An 18,791-nucleotide genomic window follows, 5' to 3' on the forward strand; every position below is an offset into this window, starting at 1 on the left:
CTGGAATGGACATGACAGCCATTGCAGGTTTTCTGTTCGCCAGGGCGCAGGCTTTGCCAGGTCTGGTCGGTATTGAGCGTGCGTCCATCGCAATCAATGCCTTGCATGAGGTATGCCATATTGGCAGGCATTCGCACCAGAAAGCTGGTATCGGGATGGTCACTGGCATCAATCGCACGGCTGCCATCGGCATGACGGTTCAATACCGGAAATTCACCGAGAATCGATACGCGTTCGCCGGCTATATTGGCAATTTCATAAACAACGTTTCTATTTCGGTTAGGCATGATACCCAGAATACGAACGCCGCACAGTTCGTCGTCGGTGTAGTCAATGGTATCAGTTCCCTGAAGATTGAACTGGTGCTCGCCGAAGAAATGAATGCCGTTCTTGGGATGGGTCTCGCGGTCAGTAATGGAAGCAGCGCCGAGCAGTCCGAAAGGTGTGCCGGTTTCCAGGCTCGGATGACTGGTGCGCACATCCGCTCTTTGGATGGTATCGGGATGATCGACACCATGAATATTGGCGTAGGGCACTACGGCGCGTCCCATGATTTCATGCCAGTCTTTTGAATCGACAATCATTTCCAGGTCGCCCGGGTGCTGAGACGGAATCTGTGTGGCGCGATAAAGCCCAACGTCGCATCCCGGCGTATCCATTTCCAGTGAAGTGATCAGATTCATCGCAACCCCTCCCCCCGATCCACTGGTAAAAGGGGGTGTAATTCTGCCAAGCGCTGAGAAAATTTCATGATGGGCAACTGTGCTGCACGCGCCTTTGCCCCATGCTACCATCAGACCATTATTCGGCAAGGCTGCCGGATGACCGAGTTTTCCGGCAAATGGTAGCGGGTCTGCGTAGTTCGGGTGCGTTACAGTTGGCCCGCTCATGGGAAAAGAAGGCATATCGTCACTGTGGGCCCAGGAAGCAAAATTAATAATGTCACGCGGTATAAAAACATCGGCATCGCTTGAAGCTTCCTGAGGACCAATTCCCTCCAGCCCTTCAGGTTCCTGCATGACACCAATCAGTAAGCCGAGCCCTTTATTGTTACTACGGTAATAATCGGCAAACCAGATTCGTTCATCGGCAGTCTGGGTGATAAAATGCGCCGCTTTGTGATCTGCGCCAAAATAACTTTTTGCGTGATCGCCGCTGTGCTGTCCGTAGATCGGGAAGTTTTCTGCACCATCGGGATCCTGAGCATAAATATGGAACAGATTGTCGATCGTGGTATGGGTGCCTGCACCATTATTGGAATAACGAAACGGCAGGCCGCCGAAGATCTGCCAGCTTGAATAGGCCAGTCTGCCATTTTTGAGCATAAATGGATGCTGCTCCTGAGACAGTGAATGATGGCTGGCCAGGTCAGGGTTTTTACTGTTGACATCCATGGTCCAAATCCGGGTACCCATCCTGGATTCGGTTGTGCCCCAGACTACAGTGGTGGTATGGTCGTCTCTGGTCGAGGTAAATGCGATGCGCTGGTTGCTGATGAAAGTCGGACCGGAATCATAGACTCCCGGAATAAATGGTATGAATCGTATTTGCCCGCTGGGGATATGGTACGCATGTAGATGCGCGCCTGTTGTGGTCAGCAGTTTATTCGGAAAATCATAATAGCCAAGATCCTCAGGTTCGGCATCCGGGTGTACAGCCTGTGAATGGATATGTTCCTGATAAAATCTCAGGCTGCCTCGAAAAACTGAAAAAACGATAATTTCGGCGTCGAAAGAGACAGCCGGATCGAGCGCGGCACAGGAATCAGCCGGGGTAGAACTGGATGAACAGTCATAAATAATCGTTTCGACACCATCCGGATTACGGTAGATCAAATCACACGGGGCACTGAAGTCGCCCAGAAAATTGGTGATATCTGGTAAAACATCATAAATATCGAGTCCGCTCATGCGCCGGGTAACAGTTTGTCTCTTGCCATTCAGGACAACATCGGCAGTTACATCCATTTCGGTTGTTGTGCGTTCACACCGCGAGTACACTATTGCTTCCCCGGCGAAAGCTTCTGTCAGTCCTGACAGATTCAGCAATGCGAACAGCAAAGCAAACTTGATAACAGCCATGCCTTGCCAAAGATAAGTGGTGTCAGTCGCCGATTTTTTGTTTCCTGATTTCATTGTTTGCCATCCCGCAAGCTATTCAGGCACTGACAGTCAAACCCGGTACGTTGTGCTGCATGCTTATTTTATTATTTACCCCGGGCTATCTGTTAGCAGATAGTTTAACAGAGTTGTTTCAGTCTGCCGTTTTTCCTGAATGAAACGATAACCTTTTGTTATGCAATTATAAAACAAGTAATTTAAATTTGCAGAAATATGTTCTTGTATAGAGTTAAGAATAAGGTTGAACTGGTTTAGTTGCAAATGGTTGCAGCTAAATTGACATGTATCAGTCGTTGATCTGTTTGGTAGTCTAATGAAGCTGCGGTGATTTTCAGAATATGCGTTGTGGTATGCTGTGCGTTGCTTGCTCAATGGAGATCAAGGAAGATGGTATTTGGATTGCGCGGCGAGGCGCAGGGAGATGCAGAAGCCCGTTTTTTTATCAGTGTAGCTTGGCTGATTTTATTAAGCACATGCGAAAATACATTATTTATGGTGATATAGGCGGCACCAAAACTCTGTTGCAAATGGCTGAATGTGTCGATGAAACATTTCAGACAAGTAGTTTACGTCGATACCGCAGTGGTGAATATCGTTCATTTGCGGACATGCTCAACAATTTTCTGAATGAGGTCGAGTTCGATACTGCAACTTGCAGTCTTGTCGCTGCCTGTTTTGCCGTAGCAGGTCCGATTGTCGATCAACGTTCACAATTGACCAATCTGCCCTGGTTGCTTGATGCAGCGCTGATTGCAAGGGCATTTTCAATCGATCATGTAAAGTTGCTGAATGATTTCGAAGCGGCTGCTATGGCTGTTGATGATCTGGCACCCGAAGATCTGGTAGTGTTGCAGTCAGGCCGCGCTGAACCGAAAGCAATGCGCGTGATACTGGGAGCTGGTACAGGTATGGGTGTGGCATGGCTCGTCTGGCATGGGAACGGTTACCGGCCGTTGCCGACAGAGGCTGGCCATATCGATTTTGCGCCGACAAATGCATTGCAGATTCGACTGCTTGAACGATTGCAGAACAAATTCCAGCGTGTTTCAGTGGAGCGCCTGTTGTCAGGAGCGGGGCTAACGCAAATTTTTAGATTTTTGCTGGAAAATCAGACAGAATCATCGAATATTTCGCAGTTTCAGTTGGATGAGGACAGCGGCGCAGCGATTACGGCGCTTGCAGTCGAAGAAAAACACTCCGTTGCAATCAAATCCCTGGAATTGTTTGCCGAGATATATGGTGCTTATGCAGGCAACCTGGCGCTTGCGGGGTTATGTAAAAATGGCGTATATATTGCCGGTGGAATCGCCCCCAAAATAATTGATACACTGCGGGGGGGCGCGTTTATACGGGAGTTTTGTCGTAAAGGCCGGTTTTCCGGCCTGATGCAGACTATTCCGGTTCAGGTGATTAGCAATCCTGATATCAGCTTGCTGGGCGCCAAAAACGGTGCCAGGAAATTAATGATGACAAGCCGTTGAAAACGATATTCGAGTAGACGGTACCTATTGGCGACATGCATACTGAAAACCGACTTGGAAAACGAGACGCATGCTGTACCGAGTTAAATGTGGATTAATGAAAGCCAGTATGCGCATTTTGAGTCATGCTTTATCTCATGAAGATACCCCGGACAGACAGTATCTGGCGATTTTCTTCTGAATATTTCCGCACTTTGGTAATTGACTATGAAAAGATCGGGAAAGTGATTGTGATACCTAACAGATAAATACTTGATTGTAAGCCTGAATGGCTTTGTTGAATTATGTTTTCTAAAACTACTTATACCATTACCATCAACCCTAAAATACCGCCCAGACTGGAGCGTCTGGAGGAACTGGCGAATAATCTCTGGTACAGCTGGGATCGTGCTACACGTATGTTGTTTTCCAGATTGGATCCTGTTTTGTGGAGCGCCGTCGGACACAATCCAAAAGCTTTTCTCAAACGTGCGGATGAATCCGTATTGCTGAAGGCAGCAGAAGATCCCAATTTCCTGACGACCTACGACAGTATTTTATCGACGTTTGATTCCTATCTATACGAACCGTCGCAACGGGACAAAACCAACGGGTTGCGGACGAAAGACCAGATTGTGTATTTCTGTTTTGAGTTCGGTTTTCATGAAAGCTTGCCAATTTATTCCGGCGGCCTCGGTATTCTCGCCGGCGACCACTGTAAAGCGGCAAGCGATCTGCACCTGCCGTTTGTGGCTGTCGGACTGCTTTATCGCCAAGGATACTTTTCCCAGACAATTGATAACCAGGGAAACCAGCGTGCCGTCTATACCGATTCGGATTTTGAAGATCTACCCGTATCGCCGGTTCTGCATGACGATGGCACTGAAGTACGAATTCAAGTTGCGTTCCCGGGACGGCAGGTAACGGTCAAGATATGGATGGCCAAAATTGGTCGGGTAACGCTCTACCTGCTGGATACCGACTTGCCGGAAAATTCTCAGCAGGATCGTGACATTACGCATAAACTGTATGGTGGCGACAAAACCATGCGCATAGAACAGGAGATTATCCTGGGTATAGGCGGTGTGCGCGCTTTGCATGAAATGCGAATAAAGCCGACGATTTGGCATATTAATGAAGGTCACGCGGCGTTTATGATACCTGAGCGTATTCGTATTCTGATGCGCGGGGATCTTGATTTTGCCAGCGCACTGGAGGCGGTAGCATCCAACACGATTTTTACCACGCATACAGCAGTGCCGGCCGGGCACGATCATTTCAGCGAAGAAATGGTGCAACGCTATTTCGAGCCCTTTTACCACGAATTGGATGTCACTCACGAAGCTTTTATGGCGCTGGGTCAGACAGCCAGCAGCACGGATTTCAACATGACAGCGCTCGCTGTTCGTGGATCGCGCACACATAATGGCGTCAGCAAAATTCATGGCGACGTCTCTGCAAAGATCTGTCAGGATTTGTGGCCGCAAATCGAGCCGGAGGAAAATCCCATGACTTATATTACAAACGGTGTTCATGTGCCGACTTTTCTGGCACAGGAATGGACCGATCTGTTTGACCGTTATCTGGGATATGGCTGGCGGACGAAATTGTGTGACACGACATTCTGGCAACAGATTTATGATATTCCAGATCATATGTTCTGGAGTATCAGACAGTCTTTAAAGTCGCAAATGCTGTTTGGTATCCGTGATCGTCTGGCTGAGCAGAATACGCGCAATCATGGTTCCGAGGCGCACCTTGACCGCCTGCTGAAATTCACCGATCCGGTCAACCCCAATGTATTGACTATCGGTTTTGCGCGCCGTTTTGCCACTTACAAGCGTGCCACATTACTTTTTGAAAATTTGAACTGGCTGCGCAAAATCGTGCAGGACGAGGAATGTCCGGTACTGCTGATTTTCGCGGGGAAAGCGCATCCAGCTGATGTGCCTGGCCAGGATTTGATTCGTCGTGTCAGCCAGATTGCACATATGCCCGATTTTGAAGGCAGGTTGTTGCTTGTTGAGGGATACGATCTGAGGCTGGCCAGACGATTGGTTGCCGGTGTAGATGTCTGGCTCAATAATCCAATTTACCCGCTGGAAGCCAGTGGCACTTCAGGTATTAAGGCCGGAATCAATGGTTCACTCAACTTGAGTGTTCTTGATGGATGGTGGGAGGAAGGGTACGATGGCCTGAATGGCTGGGCCATTAAACCGGGACCTGAAAACATGGAGGCAGTTGTGCGCGATCAGGAAGAAAGTCTGGCGCTCTATGAAATATTACAGGATCAGGTAATACCCTTGTATTACAACCGCAGCAAGTTCGGTTATTCTCCTGAATGGGTCAGAATGGCCAAACATTCAATGGCATCATTGCTGCCAAGTTTTAGTGCATCGCGAATGGTGGAACAATATCTGAATAATTTCTACTATCCGGCCAGTCGCCAGAATGATCGCTACAGACCAAACCAATTTTCAGGCGCACGAGAGATCGCTGCGTGGAAGTCGCGAATTAAAAGCGCCTGGCACGGTGTTGAAATCCGTCGCCTGGATATACCGCCTACGCGGGCCTGTTTTAATGATGTTCTGCATTTTAAAATAGCGGCCAAACTGAACGGATTAAAACCTGAAGATGTGATCGTTGAGATGCTGATCTGCCGGCAGTACAAGAAAACACGGCTTAGCAATTTTAATCATTTCAGCTTTGAATATACCGGTATCCAAGAACAAGACGCACATATTTTTGAATTAAGACTGTCTCCCGAGCTTTGTGGCAAACAGGAATATTTTATTCGTATTTATCCTTACCATACGTTACTGACTCATCAGCTGGAGATGGGTATGATGGTCTGGATGTAAGCGATTTCGGGTAAGACGCCCGAAAAACAGTCTTGCAAATCACTGCAATGACTGTTTAAATTTGAACTGCGGGTTTGACAATCAGACCAAGTGCCCGATACGGATAAGTAATGTGGCGTTTGCAGCATCACCGTGTATCTGATCCGATAATGCTATAACAAGAAGGAGGCATCATCTATGACAACGCTTGACGACACTCCCGCAGGCACAGTATCAGAATCAGAAAATCGTCCCGGCCCATTTTTAATTAAAGATTGCGCGCTGGTTGCGCTGGCGACTGGCAGGAGAGCGCGCATGCTGCAGGAATTCAGGAACGAAATCACCCAGATTGATGAATCCAGCATCTATCATCATTACTGGGGCGGTCTTCTACAGGCGCGTTTTGAAGAACGTGAATTCAATAATGACTTTGCTGCATGGATTCGCCATGGCATACACGACGCCATGCTTGCCGAACGGCTTGCTGCATTGGACCCGACTGATTTTACAGATCTTGAGTTGTTACGCCATGAAATCATTGAGTTGATTGACATGCGTCTGGACGAATGTGAAAGTCTGCTCTGGATGCGCGCCACCCAGCAGTTCGAATTTATACGATCGCAAATTATCGTCTTTGATACTGAACGGCGCTTGCAGCAGCCGGCCGAACTGGCATCAGCAATAGAGCAGTTCTCGACCAGCAGCATTTTTTATCATTTTATTGATGCCCGCAGGCGCACTCAGCACCGGTGCGACGATTTCAGCGACTGGCTCGCTGGATTTGGCGACCAGTTCAATGGCTTGCGGAAGCATATTGCGGGTTTGGATCCTTATTTTGGCAGTCTGGCCGAATTGCGTATTCAACTCGCGCAACTGTTTCAGACATATTTTCAGGAGCCGGTACATGAGCCTGCTGGATGATTATGCACAAATCTGCGGTAATGATGTCATTGCCCACCTGCAGCAGCTTGCAGCACCTTTTCACGGTGCTAGAGTTGTACACGTCAATTCCACGCGTGTAGGCGGTGGAGTTGCCGAAATTCTGACGAAAATGATACCACTCATGCAGGAACTCGGTATTGATGCAAGCTGGGAAGTGATCACCGGAGAGAGTCAGTTTTATGAATGCACTAAGGGCATGCATAATACCCTGCAGGGTAATCAGATTCATTTGAGCGACAAGCTGCTTGGTGTTTATGAGAGAACGAATGCAGAGAATGCCGAATCGTTGCGAGAATCGCTCACAGAAGCTGATTTTGTCTTTATTCATGATCCTCAGCCGGCTGCGTTGCTGCAGCATTTTCCTAATCGTAAGGGTAAATGGATCTGGCGCTGTCATATTGACGCCAGCCATCCCTATCGACCTGTCTGGAAGTATCTTCGGAAGTTCATTGTGCCGTATGATGCCAGCATTTTCTCTCTGGCTGCTTTTGCTCATGAATTGCCTCACCCGATTTATCTGATACCCCCCAGCATAGATCCGCTCAGCGATAAAAATATTGAATTGGAACCCGGTGCAGTTCGACAGGTTTATGAAAAATATAGACTGGACCCCGAGCGTCCGCTGATTCTTCAGGTGTCCCGTTTTGACCGTTTCAAGGACCCTATTGGAGTAATCGAGGCCTATCAACTGGCCAAAAAATATCTGCCCTCGCTGCAACTGGTATTGGCGGGTGGCGAAGCAACGGATGATCCTGAGGGCGGGGTGGTGCTTGGTGAAGTGCAGGAGGCTGCGTATGGCGATCCTGATATCCATATTCTTCTGCTGCCATCTGATGCGCATCTGGAAATAAATGCGCTACAGCGTGCCGCGGACATCACATTGCAAAAATCGATTCGCGAAGGTTTCGGTTTGACTGTCACTGAAGCGATGTGGAAAGGCAAGCCCGTGATTGGCGGTGATGTGGGCGGTATTCGATTGCAGGTAATTAACCACCATACCGGTTTTCTTGCGAGTACGCCAGAAGGTGCCGCCCTGCGGATCCGCTACCTGTTGTATCAGCCCGAAAAAATTCGTGAAATGGGTGAGAAAGCCAGAGTTTTTGTGCGCGACAATTTTCTCATCACCCGCCATTTGCGCGAATACCTGGCGCTAATGGTCGCGTTGCTATACGAATCGCAGGACCGTATAGAACTTTCCTGTTCCAGCCTGAATCAGGAAATTCATGATTTATGAAGCCATAATACTGTATGTCTGACAATACATCTTATCAAATGCCATTTGGTGCAGAGCTGCAAACCTGCGGGAAAGTGCGGTTCCGACTTTGGGCGCCTGAGGCAAATACGGTAGATGTTTGTCTGTATGATGGTTTTAAAGAAGAAAAATTACCGATGGCGGCGGCAGTAGACGGCTGGTATGAAACCACGACAACATCTGCACGACCGGGGACTCATTACCGCTTCTGCATTGATGGCGACAAATGCGTACCGGATCCGGCCTCGCGCTTCCAGCCTGAAGATGTGCACGGGCCAAGTGAAGTCATAGATTCTTCCAGCTGGCGCTGGCAGGATGCCCGCTGGATGGGGCGACCCTGGAATGAAGCCGTTATTTACGAGTTGCATGTCGGCAGTTTTACACCTGAAGGTAATTTTGCCGGCGTAATGGAAAAACTGGATTACTTGAGAGATCTGGGTGTTACCGCGATTGAATTGATGCCGGTTGCCGATTTTCCAGGAAAACACAACTGGGGTTATGATGGTACCTATCTGTTTGCACCAGACAGTCGCTACGGCCGGCCCGAAGATCTCAAAGCTTTGATTGACGCGGCACATGCGCGCAATCTGATGGTATTCTTGGATGTGGTTTACAACCATTTCGGACCGGAGGGTAATTACCTGCATCTTTACGCACCTCAGTTTTTCACTGAGAAACATCGGACTCCCTGGGGTGCTGCCATCAATTTCGACGACGAACACAGTCACTGGGTACGGCAGTTTTTTATTCATAATGCGCTGTACTGGCTGAAAGAATATCATATCGACGGTTTGCGGCTGGATGCTGTTCACGCCATTCTGGATGATTCTCAACCGGATATTCTGACCGAACTGGCTCAACGAGTGCAGACAGCTTTTCCCAATGAACGCCATATTCATCTGATCCTGGAGAACGATCATAACGCGGCGCATTACCTTGAACATGGTGCCGTGCACAAGCCGTGCGCGTATACCGCACAATGGAACGATGATATACATCATGCTCTGCATGTATTGCTTACGGGTGAAAGCGACGGTTATTACTTGGACTATGCACAGAATCCAATATCACACCTGGGGCGCTGTCTGGCGGAAGGGTTTGCTTATCAGGGTGATTGTTCTCCTTACCGGAACGGGGAACTCCGCGGCGAACCGAGCCGCCATTTGCCGCCAACAGCTTTTGTGTCCTTTTTGCAGAATCATGATCAGGTAGGTAACCGTGCTTTTGGCGAGCGTATCCAGACGCTTGCATCGCTACAGCAAATTCATGCTGCGGCAGCGATTTTATTGCTTGCACCGTCACCACCATTGCTGTTTATGGGCGAAGAGTGGGGCAGCCGCCAGCCATTTCCATTTTTTTGTGATTTTGGCCCGGAGCTGGCTGACGCGGTTGTCAACGGCCGCCGTGAGGAATTCGCCCGTTTTCCGGAATTCAGTAATCCTGATGCGCGTGCGCGCATTCCCAATCCAATGGAAGAGAGTACATTCCAGCAGGCCGTACTGAACTGGCTGGATTGTGACCGTCCCGAGCATGCATCCTGGCTGACGTTGTATCGTGAGCTGCTTGCCCTGCGTCATCGTTATATTGTGCCTTGTCTGTCCGGTTTGATTCAGCAATCGGCAGCGTTCGGTCTATTGGGTGGTCATGGATTGAGGGTAAGCTGGGTACTGGCCGATAATACGCAATTATCGCTAATGGCCAACCTTGGAGATGATGTACTGAGCGGCTGTAGTTTTTCTCCATGGAAATTGCTGTATGCCACGCATAGTACCAGCAGCGATCTGAATGGCGTCGACGTTTTGCCGCCCTGGTCCGTGATCTGGTATCTGAGTAAAGGAGCTGCATAGTGAGTCCATCGAGTGCACCCAGTTCGACATACCGTCTGCAGTTTAACCGTGGATTCACGTTTGCCGATGCCGCAGATATGATTGCATATCTGCATGCATTGGGTATCAGCCACGTGTATGCTTCTCCGTTTTTAAAAGCGCGTACTGGCAGTCTGCACGGTTACAATATTGTTGATCATAACGCGCTGAATCCTGAAATTGGCACAAAAGCCGACTTTGATGCTTATATTGAAAGGCTTCACCATTACGGCATGGGGCAGGTCGTTGATATTGTGCCCAACCATATGGGCGTTGGAGGCGACGACAACAACTGGTGGCTGGACGTATTGGAAAATGGCGAAGCATCGGTTTATGCGGATTATTTCGATATCGACTGGCACCCGGCAAATCCGGCGCTGAGTAACAAGGTGCTGTTGCCCTTTCTCGGCGATCACTACGGATCAGTTCTTGAAAACGGTGAGCTGAAGCTCGAGTTCGACAATAAGAACGGTACTTTTAACGTGCGTTATTACGAACACCTTTTTCCAATTGATCCACTTACCTATCCATTTATTCTGAGCCTTCATATTGACCGACTGACACAGCAGAATGACAAAAATCAAAGACTTTTTGAAGCGCTTACCGTAGTCATTGCCGCTTGCAAATCCCTGCCAGACCGCAACAACCTTTCTGATTCTCTGCGCAAGTATCGCCGTCAGAGTGCCATGGCATGCAAGCATCATCTGGCCGAACTCTATTCCAAGCATACTGAAGCGCATACCTTTATTCAGGCTAATCTGGATGTGTTTAACGGCGATGTCAATCAACCCGGCAGTTTTGACCGACTGCACCAGTTGTTGGAAGCACAGGCTTACCGGCTGTCTTACTGGAAAGTCGCTACCGAAGAAATCAATTACAGGCGCTTTTTCGACATCAACGAACTGGCTGCCTTGAGGATGGAAAACAGTGAAGTCTTTAATGTAACGCATCAGCTTATACTGCAAATGGTGCATGACGGGCAAATCAACGGTCTTCGCATTGATCATCCTGACGGCTTGTCTGATCCCTGCGCCTATTACCATCAATTGCAGCAATTAGTTCGTAAACAAGTTGACACACAGTCGGAGTCGGATAATGCATTTTTCGGACTGTGGATCGAGAAAATTCTGGCCAATTTCGAGCACTTGCCGTCCGATTGGCCTGTCAGCGGGACCACTGGATATGATTCGGCATTTCTGCTCAATGGTATTTTTGTTCGGCAGCAATCCGAACGTCACGTCAATCGCATTTACAGCCGGTTTATCGGATTGAATCTCGAATATGAAAGTTTGCTCTACGACCGTAAAAAGCTGATTACCCATCGTATGCTGTCAAGCGAATTGACGGTGTTGGCTAACTTACTCAGTCATATTGCGCAAACCAACCGGCGCACCCGTGATTTTACCTATCAGGCGTTGCGCGATGCATTGGGTGAGGTGGTTGCCTGTTTCCCGGTTTATCGTACGTACATCACTGCCACGCAAATCAGCGAAGAAGATTTACGCTATGTGCAATGGGCGATCGCGCAGGCAAAAAAGCACAATCCGGCGACCGACATTCTGATTTTTGATTTTATCGGACAGTTGTTGACATTGACGCGTTTGGACGCTTACCGCAACAGCACGCGGCGTAAAGTTGTTCAGTTTGTTCTCAAGTTTCAACAATATACATCGCCTGTGATGGCCAAGGGGCTTGAAGATACAACGTTCTATATTTATAACCGTCTGACATCGTTAAACGACGTCGGGTTTAATCCCTGCGCATTTGGTATTTCTGTTGCTGCTTTTCACCAGGCCAACAAACAGCGGCTAATGCACTGGCCACAAGCCATGGTCACTACATCCACGCATGACAGTAAACGCAGCGAGGACGTTCGCGCGCGCATAAATGTATTGTCAGAAATCCCGGATGAATGGCAACGGCGCCTGAATCGCTGGAGTCGTCTGAATCGCCACAAAAAGAGACTGATCAATCATGAAAGTGCCCCTTCGCGCAACGACGAATATCTGATTTATCAGACTTTGATCGGCGTATGGCCGCTACAATCAGGACACCTGTTCGAAGACACTGATGTGCTTGAATCATTACGCCAGCGCATTGAAGATTATATGCTCAAGGCCATCAGGGAAGCGAAGGTGCATACTTCATGGATCAATCCTAACGAGGAATATGAAGAAGCCATTCGCAGTTTTGTTGGTGCGTTGGTATATGCCAACCCGGAACACAATGCTTTTCTCGCTGATTTTTTACCGTTTCAGCAGCGCGTTGCACGTTTCGGGTTATTTAACAGCCTATCGCAAACACTGATGAAACTGACGATACCCGGTATACCCGACATTTATCAGGGCAATGAGCTATGGACGTTTAATCTGGTTGACCCGGACAACCGGCAGCCCGTAGATTATCGGGAGCGCAACCGGTTGTTGAAGTCGCTCAAGACGGAATCCGAGGCCTGCACAGACCTGCCCGGTTTTGCACGGCAGTTGCTTGAGCAGATTGGCAATGGCCATGCCAAGCTCTACCTGACCTGGAAAACCCTGAAACTGCGCCGTCGATACCAACAGCTTTTTCAGCACGGCGGTTATACAGGCCTGGCTGCACAAGGTCTCCGGGCCGATCATATCTGCGCGTTCGCACGCTGCCATGAAGGCGAAACTGTCATAGCAGTCGCTGCCCGCGAATTCGTACCACTGTTAACCGAAGAAAATGACTTGCCTATCGGTGCATCCATCTGGCGTGACACCTTTGTCGAATTACCCGCAAACCAATGGGAAATACAGACGTACCGCAATGTTTTTACCGGTGAACGCGTCACCAGCACGCGTGTTGACGACCAGGTTTTTTTGAGTGCGGCAGAAGTGTTCCGCAGCTTCTCAGTGGGGCTACTGGTAAAAGAGCCAGTGTAATAATACTTGATAGCTTATGCGAGTTGTTGTGTCCAGAATCGCAATCATGTTTTATAGAAACTGATCGTGTACTATGAGACAGAAAGACAGGAAGTGATGAATGGCATTATTTAACATGAGACAGTTTTATGCGTCTTCTTTCATTTCATGTCTTTTTTGAATATTCCAGTTCAACAACGAGGCGCAGGCATATATGTTACGAATAGTTGGTGTCTGTATACCTGTGAGTTTTGCAAGCTCCAGTACAGCCAGCATTAGCGCATCCAGCTCAAGCGCGTGCCCGTTTTCCAGGTCTTGCAGCATGGATGTTTTATGCGGACCAACAGCCCTGGCGCCTTCTATGCGTTTTTCGATGGTATGCCTGAAATGTGCTCCTAGCGTCTCGGCAACCTGCTGGGCCTCTTCCATCATTCTGGCGACCAGTTCGCGTGTATTGGGAAATGTGCAGATATCTTCCATCGTTGCATGCGTTAAAGCGCTGATGGGATTGATAGATAAGGCTCCCCATGCCTTCAGCCAGATTTCTGATCGAATATCGTCAATTACCAGACATTTAAATCCAGACTTTTGAAACAGATTTGCAACTGTCTGCGTGCGTTCGCTTTGTGGGCCAATGACTTCGCCGATTGAGAATCGTTTTCCCTCAATGTGTCGGGCACGTCCATTATCTTCCAGCATGACTGCAGGATAGGCGACACAGCCAATAACTTGCGAGGGGTTGATATGGCGATTCAACAGGCCCTCTGGATCCAGGCAGTTAATCTGCGCTTCTTTAAAACGATCTGAGAGCCCATGAAGATACCACCAGGGTATTCCATTTTGGATGGGAATAATAGTTGAACTGCCATCGGTAAGCTTGGCAATGTTTTCCGCTGCGCCCGGCAGGTCTTGGGCTTTGGTGGCCAATATTATAATTTGATGTTTTCCAGCCTCAACAAAATCTGAAGTAATCAAAGACGGATTTACAGATGATTCCAGACCATTCTGGTCAGCTACAGTAATCCGGCCTGCTTTTTTCAGTCGCTTCACCCGGTCCGGCAGATCAATCATGGTAACTTCATGTCCGGCCTTCTGGATGCCGTGCCCAATGAATATACCCATTGCGCCGGAACCAACAATTGCGATACGCATACTTTTTCCTGTGTTTTTCAAAAATGCAGAAACTGTTTTTTTGGGTTCTTGATTAATACTGGTAATTTGTAAACAATCTATGTTGTTAGCGGATAGAGCAAAGGAAAATTAAATTCAGGTCTGTCAGGTATTCCGGCTAAGATCAGTCTGGATCGATTTTCCAGAGGTTGAAAGGTGGCCACCAGCCCCGCCAGAGTCCGGGATGTTCCAATACATTTTGTTCAAGAATGGGTACGTATGCACTGATCATTTCCTCTTCAGCTTCATCAATCTGTGGACTTTGAGATTCAAGGGGTGGCGCTATGTTAATAGCGTAACCGTTGAAAGCGGGCACAATAAATACCGGAAGCAAGGTAGCGCCAGTTGTCAGTGCGAGACTGGGCGCGCCTTTAGCCAGTCGTATGCGGCCACCCAGAAAAGGGCGTTCTCCGTAACGACGGCCAGAATGAATAGCCGTTATCGAAACGATTTCATTTTCCTGAAGCCTGGAGACCAGGCGGCGCATGGCCTGTCCCGAACCGTTTCGCGTGATCAGGCAGCGTTCTTTCAGATACCGTTTTTCGATGTTTGTTTTTACCGGATTTAGAACATGCATACCAAAACGGGTGTCAGAGAAGCCGTGCGTATAACTGCTCAGGTGTGTGATGCGATATCCCGCCTGATACAATCCTTTTTTAAAAACAAGATCAGCATGCGCAAATGGACAAAACCATAAAATCACACCTTTATTTTTCTCCAGTGCCTTGAGTATATGGTGCTGGCCGCTGATTTCTATTTTAGGATTCCATCCCCAGGGAGCATATTCCCGTAAATTCTCAAGCAGCTCCCAGTGATTGTGTTGACGGAATGCGACTTTGATCTCGTATGGTTTGATCGTCGGAATCTGAGAGACCAGTCGATTTAAGTGTGTTCCATTGTCTCCAAACAGCTTGATATGCGTTTTTCCTAGAAAACCGGTCAGGAAATCCCAATACCGTTCCGGAATCAGCCAGGCGATGGGTAAAAGGGCTGCGAAATAGAAGACCATCATTATGTCTCGCAGCGATATGGTTTTCATTAAAAACTACTTGAACTAATTTGGAAAGAACTTGCAGAGGAGTGTATTTGAGTGACTCTTTTCATGAGTCAAGTTTATATAAAATGATAAATAGTGTAAATATCATCAACCATTGGCGGCTGGTTCTGAATCGGTTTTGATTTGTATATGCATGAATACGAAGCTGGTATATCGGGTATTCTCACGGATAGTCAGTGTCCGTGGGCAAATAACCCGACAAACCAGATCAGACCGATTCCCGCAAGAATTAATGTGACTTGCTGTATGGTAGCGCCAATCTCAGGACGTTTGTGCAGGCCCGGTATTAAATCGGACAGGGCAACGTAAATCATGCTGGCTGAGGCCAGTCCCAGCAATGGCAATATCAGAAAATCGAGTGTGTTAAGCATAAAATAAGCGAGAACACCGCCGACAAGCGTTGCAAAACTGGATAACAGATTCATCAAAAACGCCATGCGGCGGGAATAACCTGAATTAAGCAGAATGATGAAATCGCCGGCTTCCTGCGGTATTTCATGTGCAATGATCGCGATGGAAGTAACGATGCCAAGTTGTGTGTCCACCATAAAAGCAGCCGCGATCAGAATGCCGTCGACGAAATTATGGAAGGTGTCTCCGATCATGATCATCATGCCGCTACGACCGCGGTCGTGCTCATGCTCATTTGTATAATAGCTGCTCGCCGTTACGGTCGCTACAGTGGGCACTGTCTGTTCTGCGGCAGTTGCCGGACTGTGTGCTTCGCAGTCTTCCATATGGCAGTGACGCCAAAGCACAAGTTTTTCCAGAATGAAAAACAGTAAAATTCCAAATAGCACCAGAATGGTAACTTGAGCGGGGTTGTCAGAAAGTTCAAAGGCCTCCGGCAGGATATTAAGAAACGCGGCACCCAGCAATGCGCCGATTGCGAAAGAAACAAGCTTTAAAACCCAGGCTTTGCGAGTGTTCAGCGTGAGTAAGGCGGCCAGAAGCAGGCTCAGTACCCCACCGGTAAAGCTGGCTGCTACGATCCAGGAAAGCGTCGACATAAAGTAAAATCAATTGGAAAGGCGGGATTATACGCTGATGCACGGGGTGAATGAACTAATTTGGTCTGTTTGCCGGTTTTTCCATCCAGATCATCGCCGCCATGCGTCCGGTTTCACCATCCCGGCGGTATGAGAAAAAACGTGCCGGATCACTGTATGTGCAAACACCTCCGCCATATATGCGTGTTACGCCCGCACAGGCCAGGCGTTGCTGCGCAAGCTGAAAAATATCTGCAAACCATTTGGGTTCCGATTGTGTAGAAGAACCTGCTTGTTGAAAGGCTTTGGCGCTTCGCTGATCATGGTCAACGAAAACCGCTCTGACATCATCGCCGACTTCGAAATGTTCAGGACCAATGGCTGGACCAAGCCACGCCATCAAAGTATTGTTCCCGGTTTGCATTGCTGCAATGGTTTGTTCGATGATACCGGCTGCTAATCCGCGCCATCCGGCATGCACTACGCCGACTACGGTTCCTGCCATATCGCATAACAAAACCGGCAGGCAATCGGCTACCATGATTGCGCAAACGGTATTGTGCTGACGGCTTAACGCGGCATCTGCGACTTCTTCCTGCAGCTGTGTGCCGCCCTGATTGATCCAGATATGACGGGATCCGTGCACTTGTACGAGCCAATGTGGATCATTGGGTAGATAATTGCGCAGCAAAGACCTGTTTTTAAGGACAGTCTTCGAATTGTCGTGTACGTGCATGCCCAGATTGAAAGAGGCGTAGACGCCATTGCTGAATCCACCGCATCGCGTTGTAAACAGTGCTTTGATATGGCCGGGAACCGGCCAGTCGGGAATTATCAAATCAATCATCGTTTTTTTATCATGGTCAAGCACAATATTAGAAACGTGCTCTGGTTATAAAACATGTTTGATGAAATTCTGGGTTAGAATAACAGGCTTTGGGTTAGGCGCTTGCGTTATTCCCTATAAATCAATTATAAAAGATTAGATTCCAGAACAGGTGTGCTCAATGAATGATACCGAAAATTTTAAACAATATTTGAAAACTCTTTTACTTGTATTGCTAGCGGTCATTTTACCGCTAAAGGCTGCCGACGGTCTGGCATACGCACAAAATGCCGCCGGAGTCACTGCAACCGGGCCAGCCGATGATCAAACCGAATTGATGAAGGCTGCATTTTCCGGCAAAGACAAGATTGTCAGCGAATTGCTGGGCAAAGGTGTGAGTCCTGATCTGCAAAATGAAAAGGGATTTACGCCTTTGATGATTGCATCGCAGTATGGTTATGAAAATATTGTAACCATGCTGCTGGAAAAGGATGCGCATCTGGATATTCAGAACAACGGCGGGGCGACGGCATTGATTCTGGCCACCAAAAACGGGCATGCTACCGTGGTCAAGGCCTTGCTGGCAAAAGGTGCGCGGGTGAATCTGCAGACAAGCGATGGCATATCAGCCCTGATGCTGGCAGTTCAGGAAGGTTATGACAGCATAGTTGATGCGCTGTTGGCACAGAAGATCAATGTTAACCTTGGAACGGAAGATAATCTGACCGCATTAATGATCGCTGCTCTTGAAGGCAGAGAAACTATCGTCGATAAATTACTGGCAAAAAATGCCCGTATTGATACTCAGGCTTCTGATGGCACGACAGCATTGTATATGGCAGCACGAAACGGCCATACAGCGATTGTAAATACTTTGCTGGCGAAAGATGCGCCGGTTGATCTTATCGCCGCCAATCAGACTACGCCATTGCACGTCGCCGCACAGAACGGCTATATTGAAATCGTCAAGGCCCTGCTGGATAAGGGTATTTCGATGGATCAGCCCGATCAGAACGGTGCTACAGCATTGACGCTGGCCGCTCTGGTTGGACAAAAGGAAGTAGTTGAAATACTGCTTGCATCCGGTGCTAAGATCGATCATAAAGCCAGAAATGGTTTTACGCCGTTGATTCTGGCTGCGCAAAATGGACAGGTTCCGGTGATGAAGGTGCTGCTGGAAAAAGGCGCGCAAATAGATCTTCAGAATGATGACGGCGTCACTGCGTTGATGTGGTCAGCGATGCACGATCATGTTGAAGCGGTAAAGTTGCTGCTCGAACATGATGCGGATGTGTCGATTAAAAGTGATAGCGGCAAGACAGCGTTGGAAATTGCCAGGAACGAGGATATTATTGAATTACTGCAGTCTGAATGACAGAGAATTC

At 48.3% G+C, this 18,791-nt stretch carries 12 protein-coding genes; 7 read left to right on the forward strand and 5 right to left on the reverse strand.

Annotated elements, in window-relative coordinates; all coding sequences use genetic code 11:
• A partial coding sequence (locus BMX44_RS14450; protein ID WP_218143983.1) for an HzsA-related protein occupies positions 1-2,135 on the reverse strand: 2,135 nt, incomplete at its 3' end.
• 458 nt (positions 2,136-2,593) lie between these two features.
• Here BMX44_RS14450 and glk point away from each other — a divergent pair.
• The 6 genes from glk to treY all read left to right on the forward strand — a co-directional run bounded on the left by glk (position 2,594) and on the right by treY (position 13,385).
• Entirely contained in the window at positions 2,594-3,601 is a 1,008-nt protein-coding gene (gene glk, locus BMX44_RS14455; RefSeq protein ID WP_090634349.1) for a glucokinase, read from the forward strand.
• Between the two features lie 284 nt (positions 3,602-3,885).
• Positions 3,886-6,441 (forward strand): alpha-glucan family phosphorylase, encoded by a 2,556-nt coding sequence (gene glgP / locus BMX44_RS14460; RefSeq protein WP_090634352.1) that lies wholly within the window; start codon positions 3,886-3,888, stop codon positions 6,439-6,441.
• A gap of 177 nt (positions 6,442-6,618) precedes the next feature.
• Complete coding sequence (locus BMX44_RS14465) at positions 6,619-7,341, forward strand: DUF5752 family protein (protein WP_090634354.1); 723 nt, start codon at positions 6,619-6,621, stop codon at positions 7,339-7,341.
• On the forward strand, positions 7,325-8,596 hold the full coding sequence (locus BMX44_RS14470; protein WP_090634355.1) for a glycosyltransferase: 1,272 nt from the start codon (positions 7,325-7,327) through the stop codon (positions 8,594-8,596). Before BMX44_RS14465 ends, BMX44_RS14470 begins: the two co-directional genes overlap by 17 nt.
• Before the next feature lie 14 nt (positions 8,597-8,610).
• Entirely contained in the window at positions 8,611-10,461 is a 1,851-nt protein-coding gene (treZ, locus tag BMX44_RS14475; RefSeq protein WP_245738954.1) for a malto-oligosyltrehalose trehalohydrolase, read from the forward strand.
• Entirely contained in the window at positions 10,461-13,385 is a 2,925-nt protein-coding gene (gene treY, locus BMX44_RS14480) for a malto-oligosyltrehalose synthase (RefSeq protein ID WP_090634357.1), read from the forward strand. Before treZ ends, treY begins: the two co-directional genes overlap by 1 nt.
• A gap of 126 nt (positions 13,386-13,511) precedes the next feature.
• Here the strand turns inward: treY and BMX44_RS14485 are convergent, their stop codons facing one another.
• The 4 genes from BMX44_RS14485 to pgeF all read right to left on the reverse strand — a co-directional run bounded on the left by BMX44_RS14485 (position 13,512) and on the right by pgeF (position 17,427).
• Positions 13,512-14,516, reverse strand: a complete 1,005-nt coding sequence (locus BMX44_RS14485) for a 2-dehydropantoate 2-reductase (RefSeq protein WP_090634359.1) — start codon at positions 14,514-14,516, stop codon at positions 13,512-13,514.
• A 142-nt stretch (positions 14,517-14,658) separates the two neighbouring features.
• The gene (locus BMX44_RS14490; RefSeq protein WP_090634360.1) at positions 14,659-15,573 is read right to left on the reverse strand and encodes an LpxL/LpxP family acyltransferase; all 915 of its coding nucleotides are present in this window, start codon (positions 15,571-15,573) and stop codon (positions 14,659-14,661) included.
• Between the two features lie 191 nt (positions 15,574-15,764).
• Positions 15,765-16,601, reverse strand: coding sequence for a ZIP family metal transporter (locus tag BMX44_RS14495; RefSeq protein WP_090634362.1), 837 nt, complete (start codon positions 16,599-16,601; stop codon positions 15,765-15,767).
• Positions 16,602-16,656: 55 nt separating this feature from the next.
• Positions 16,657-17,427 carry a peptidoglycan editing factor PgeF gene (gene pgeF / locus BMX44_RS14500; protein WP_090634364.1) on the reverse strand — a complete coding sequence of 257 codons (771 nt, stop codon included), beginning with the start codon at positions 17,425-17,427 and terminating at the stop codon, positions 16,657-16,659.
• Positions 17,428-17,587: 160 nt separating this feature from the next.
• Between pgeF and BMX44_RS14505 the strand changes: the two genes are divergently transcribed.
• Positions 17,588-18,781 (forward strand): ankyrin repeat domain-containing protein, encoded by a 1,194-nt coding sequence (locus BMX44_RS14505; RefSeq protein ID WP_090634365.1) that lies wholly within the window; start codon positions 17,588-17,590, stop codon positions 18,779-18,781.
• Positions 18,782-18,791: the final 10 nt, after the last annotated feature.

Origin of the sequence: Nitrosomonas marina (genome assembly GCF_900110145.1) — a bacterium.
Taxonomy (GTDB): Bacteria; Pseudomonadota; Gammaproteobacteria; order Burkholderiales; family Nitrosomonadaceae; genus Nitrosomonas; species Nitrosomonas marina.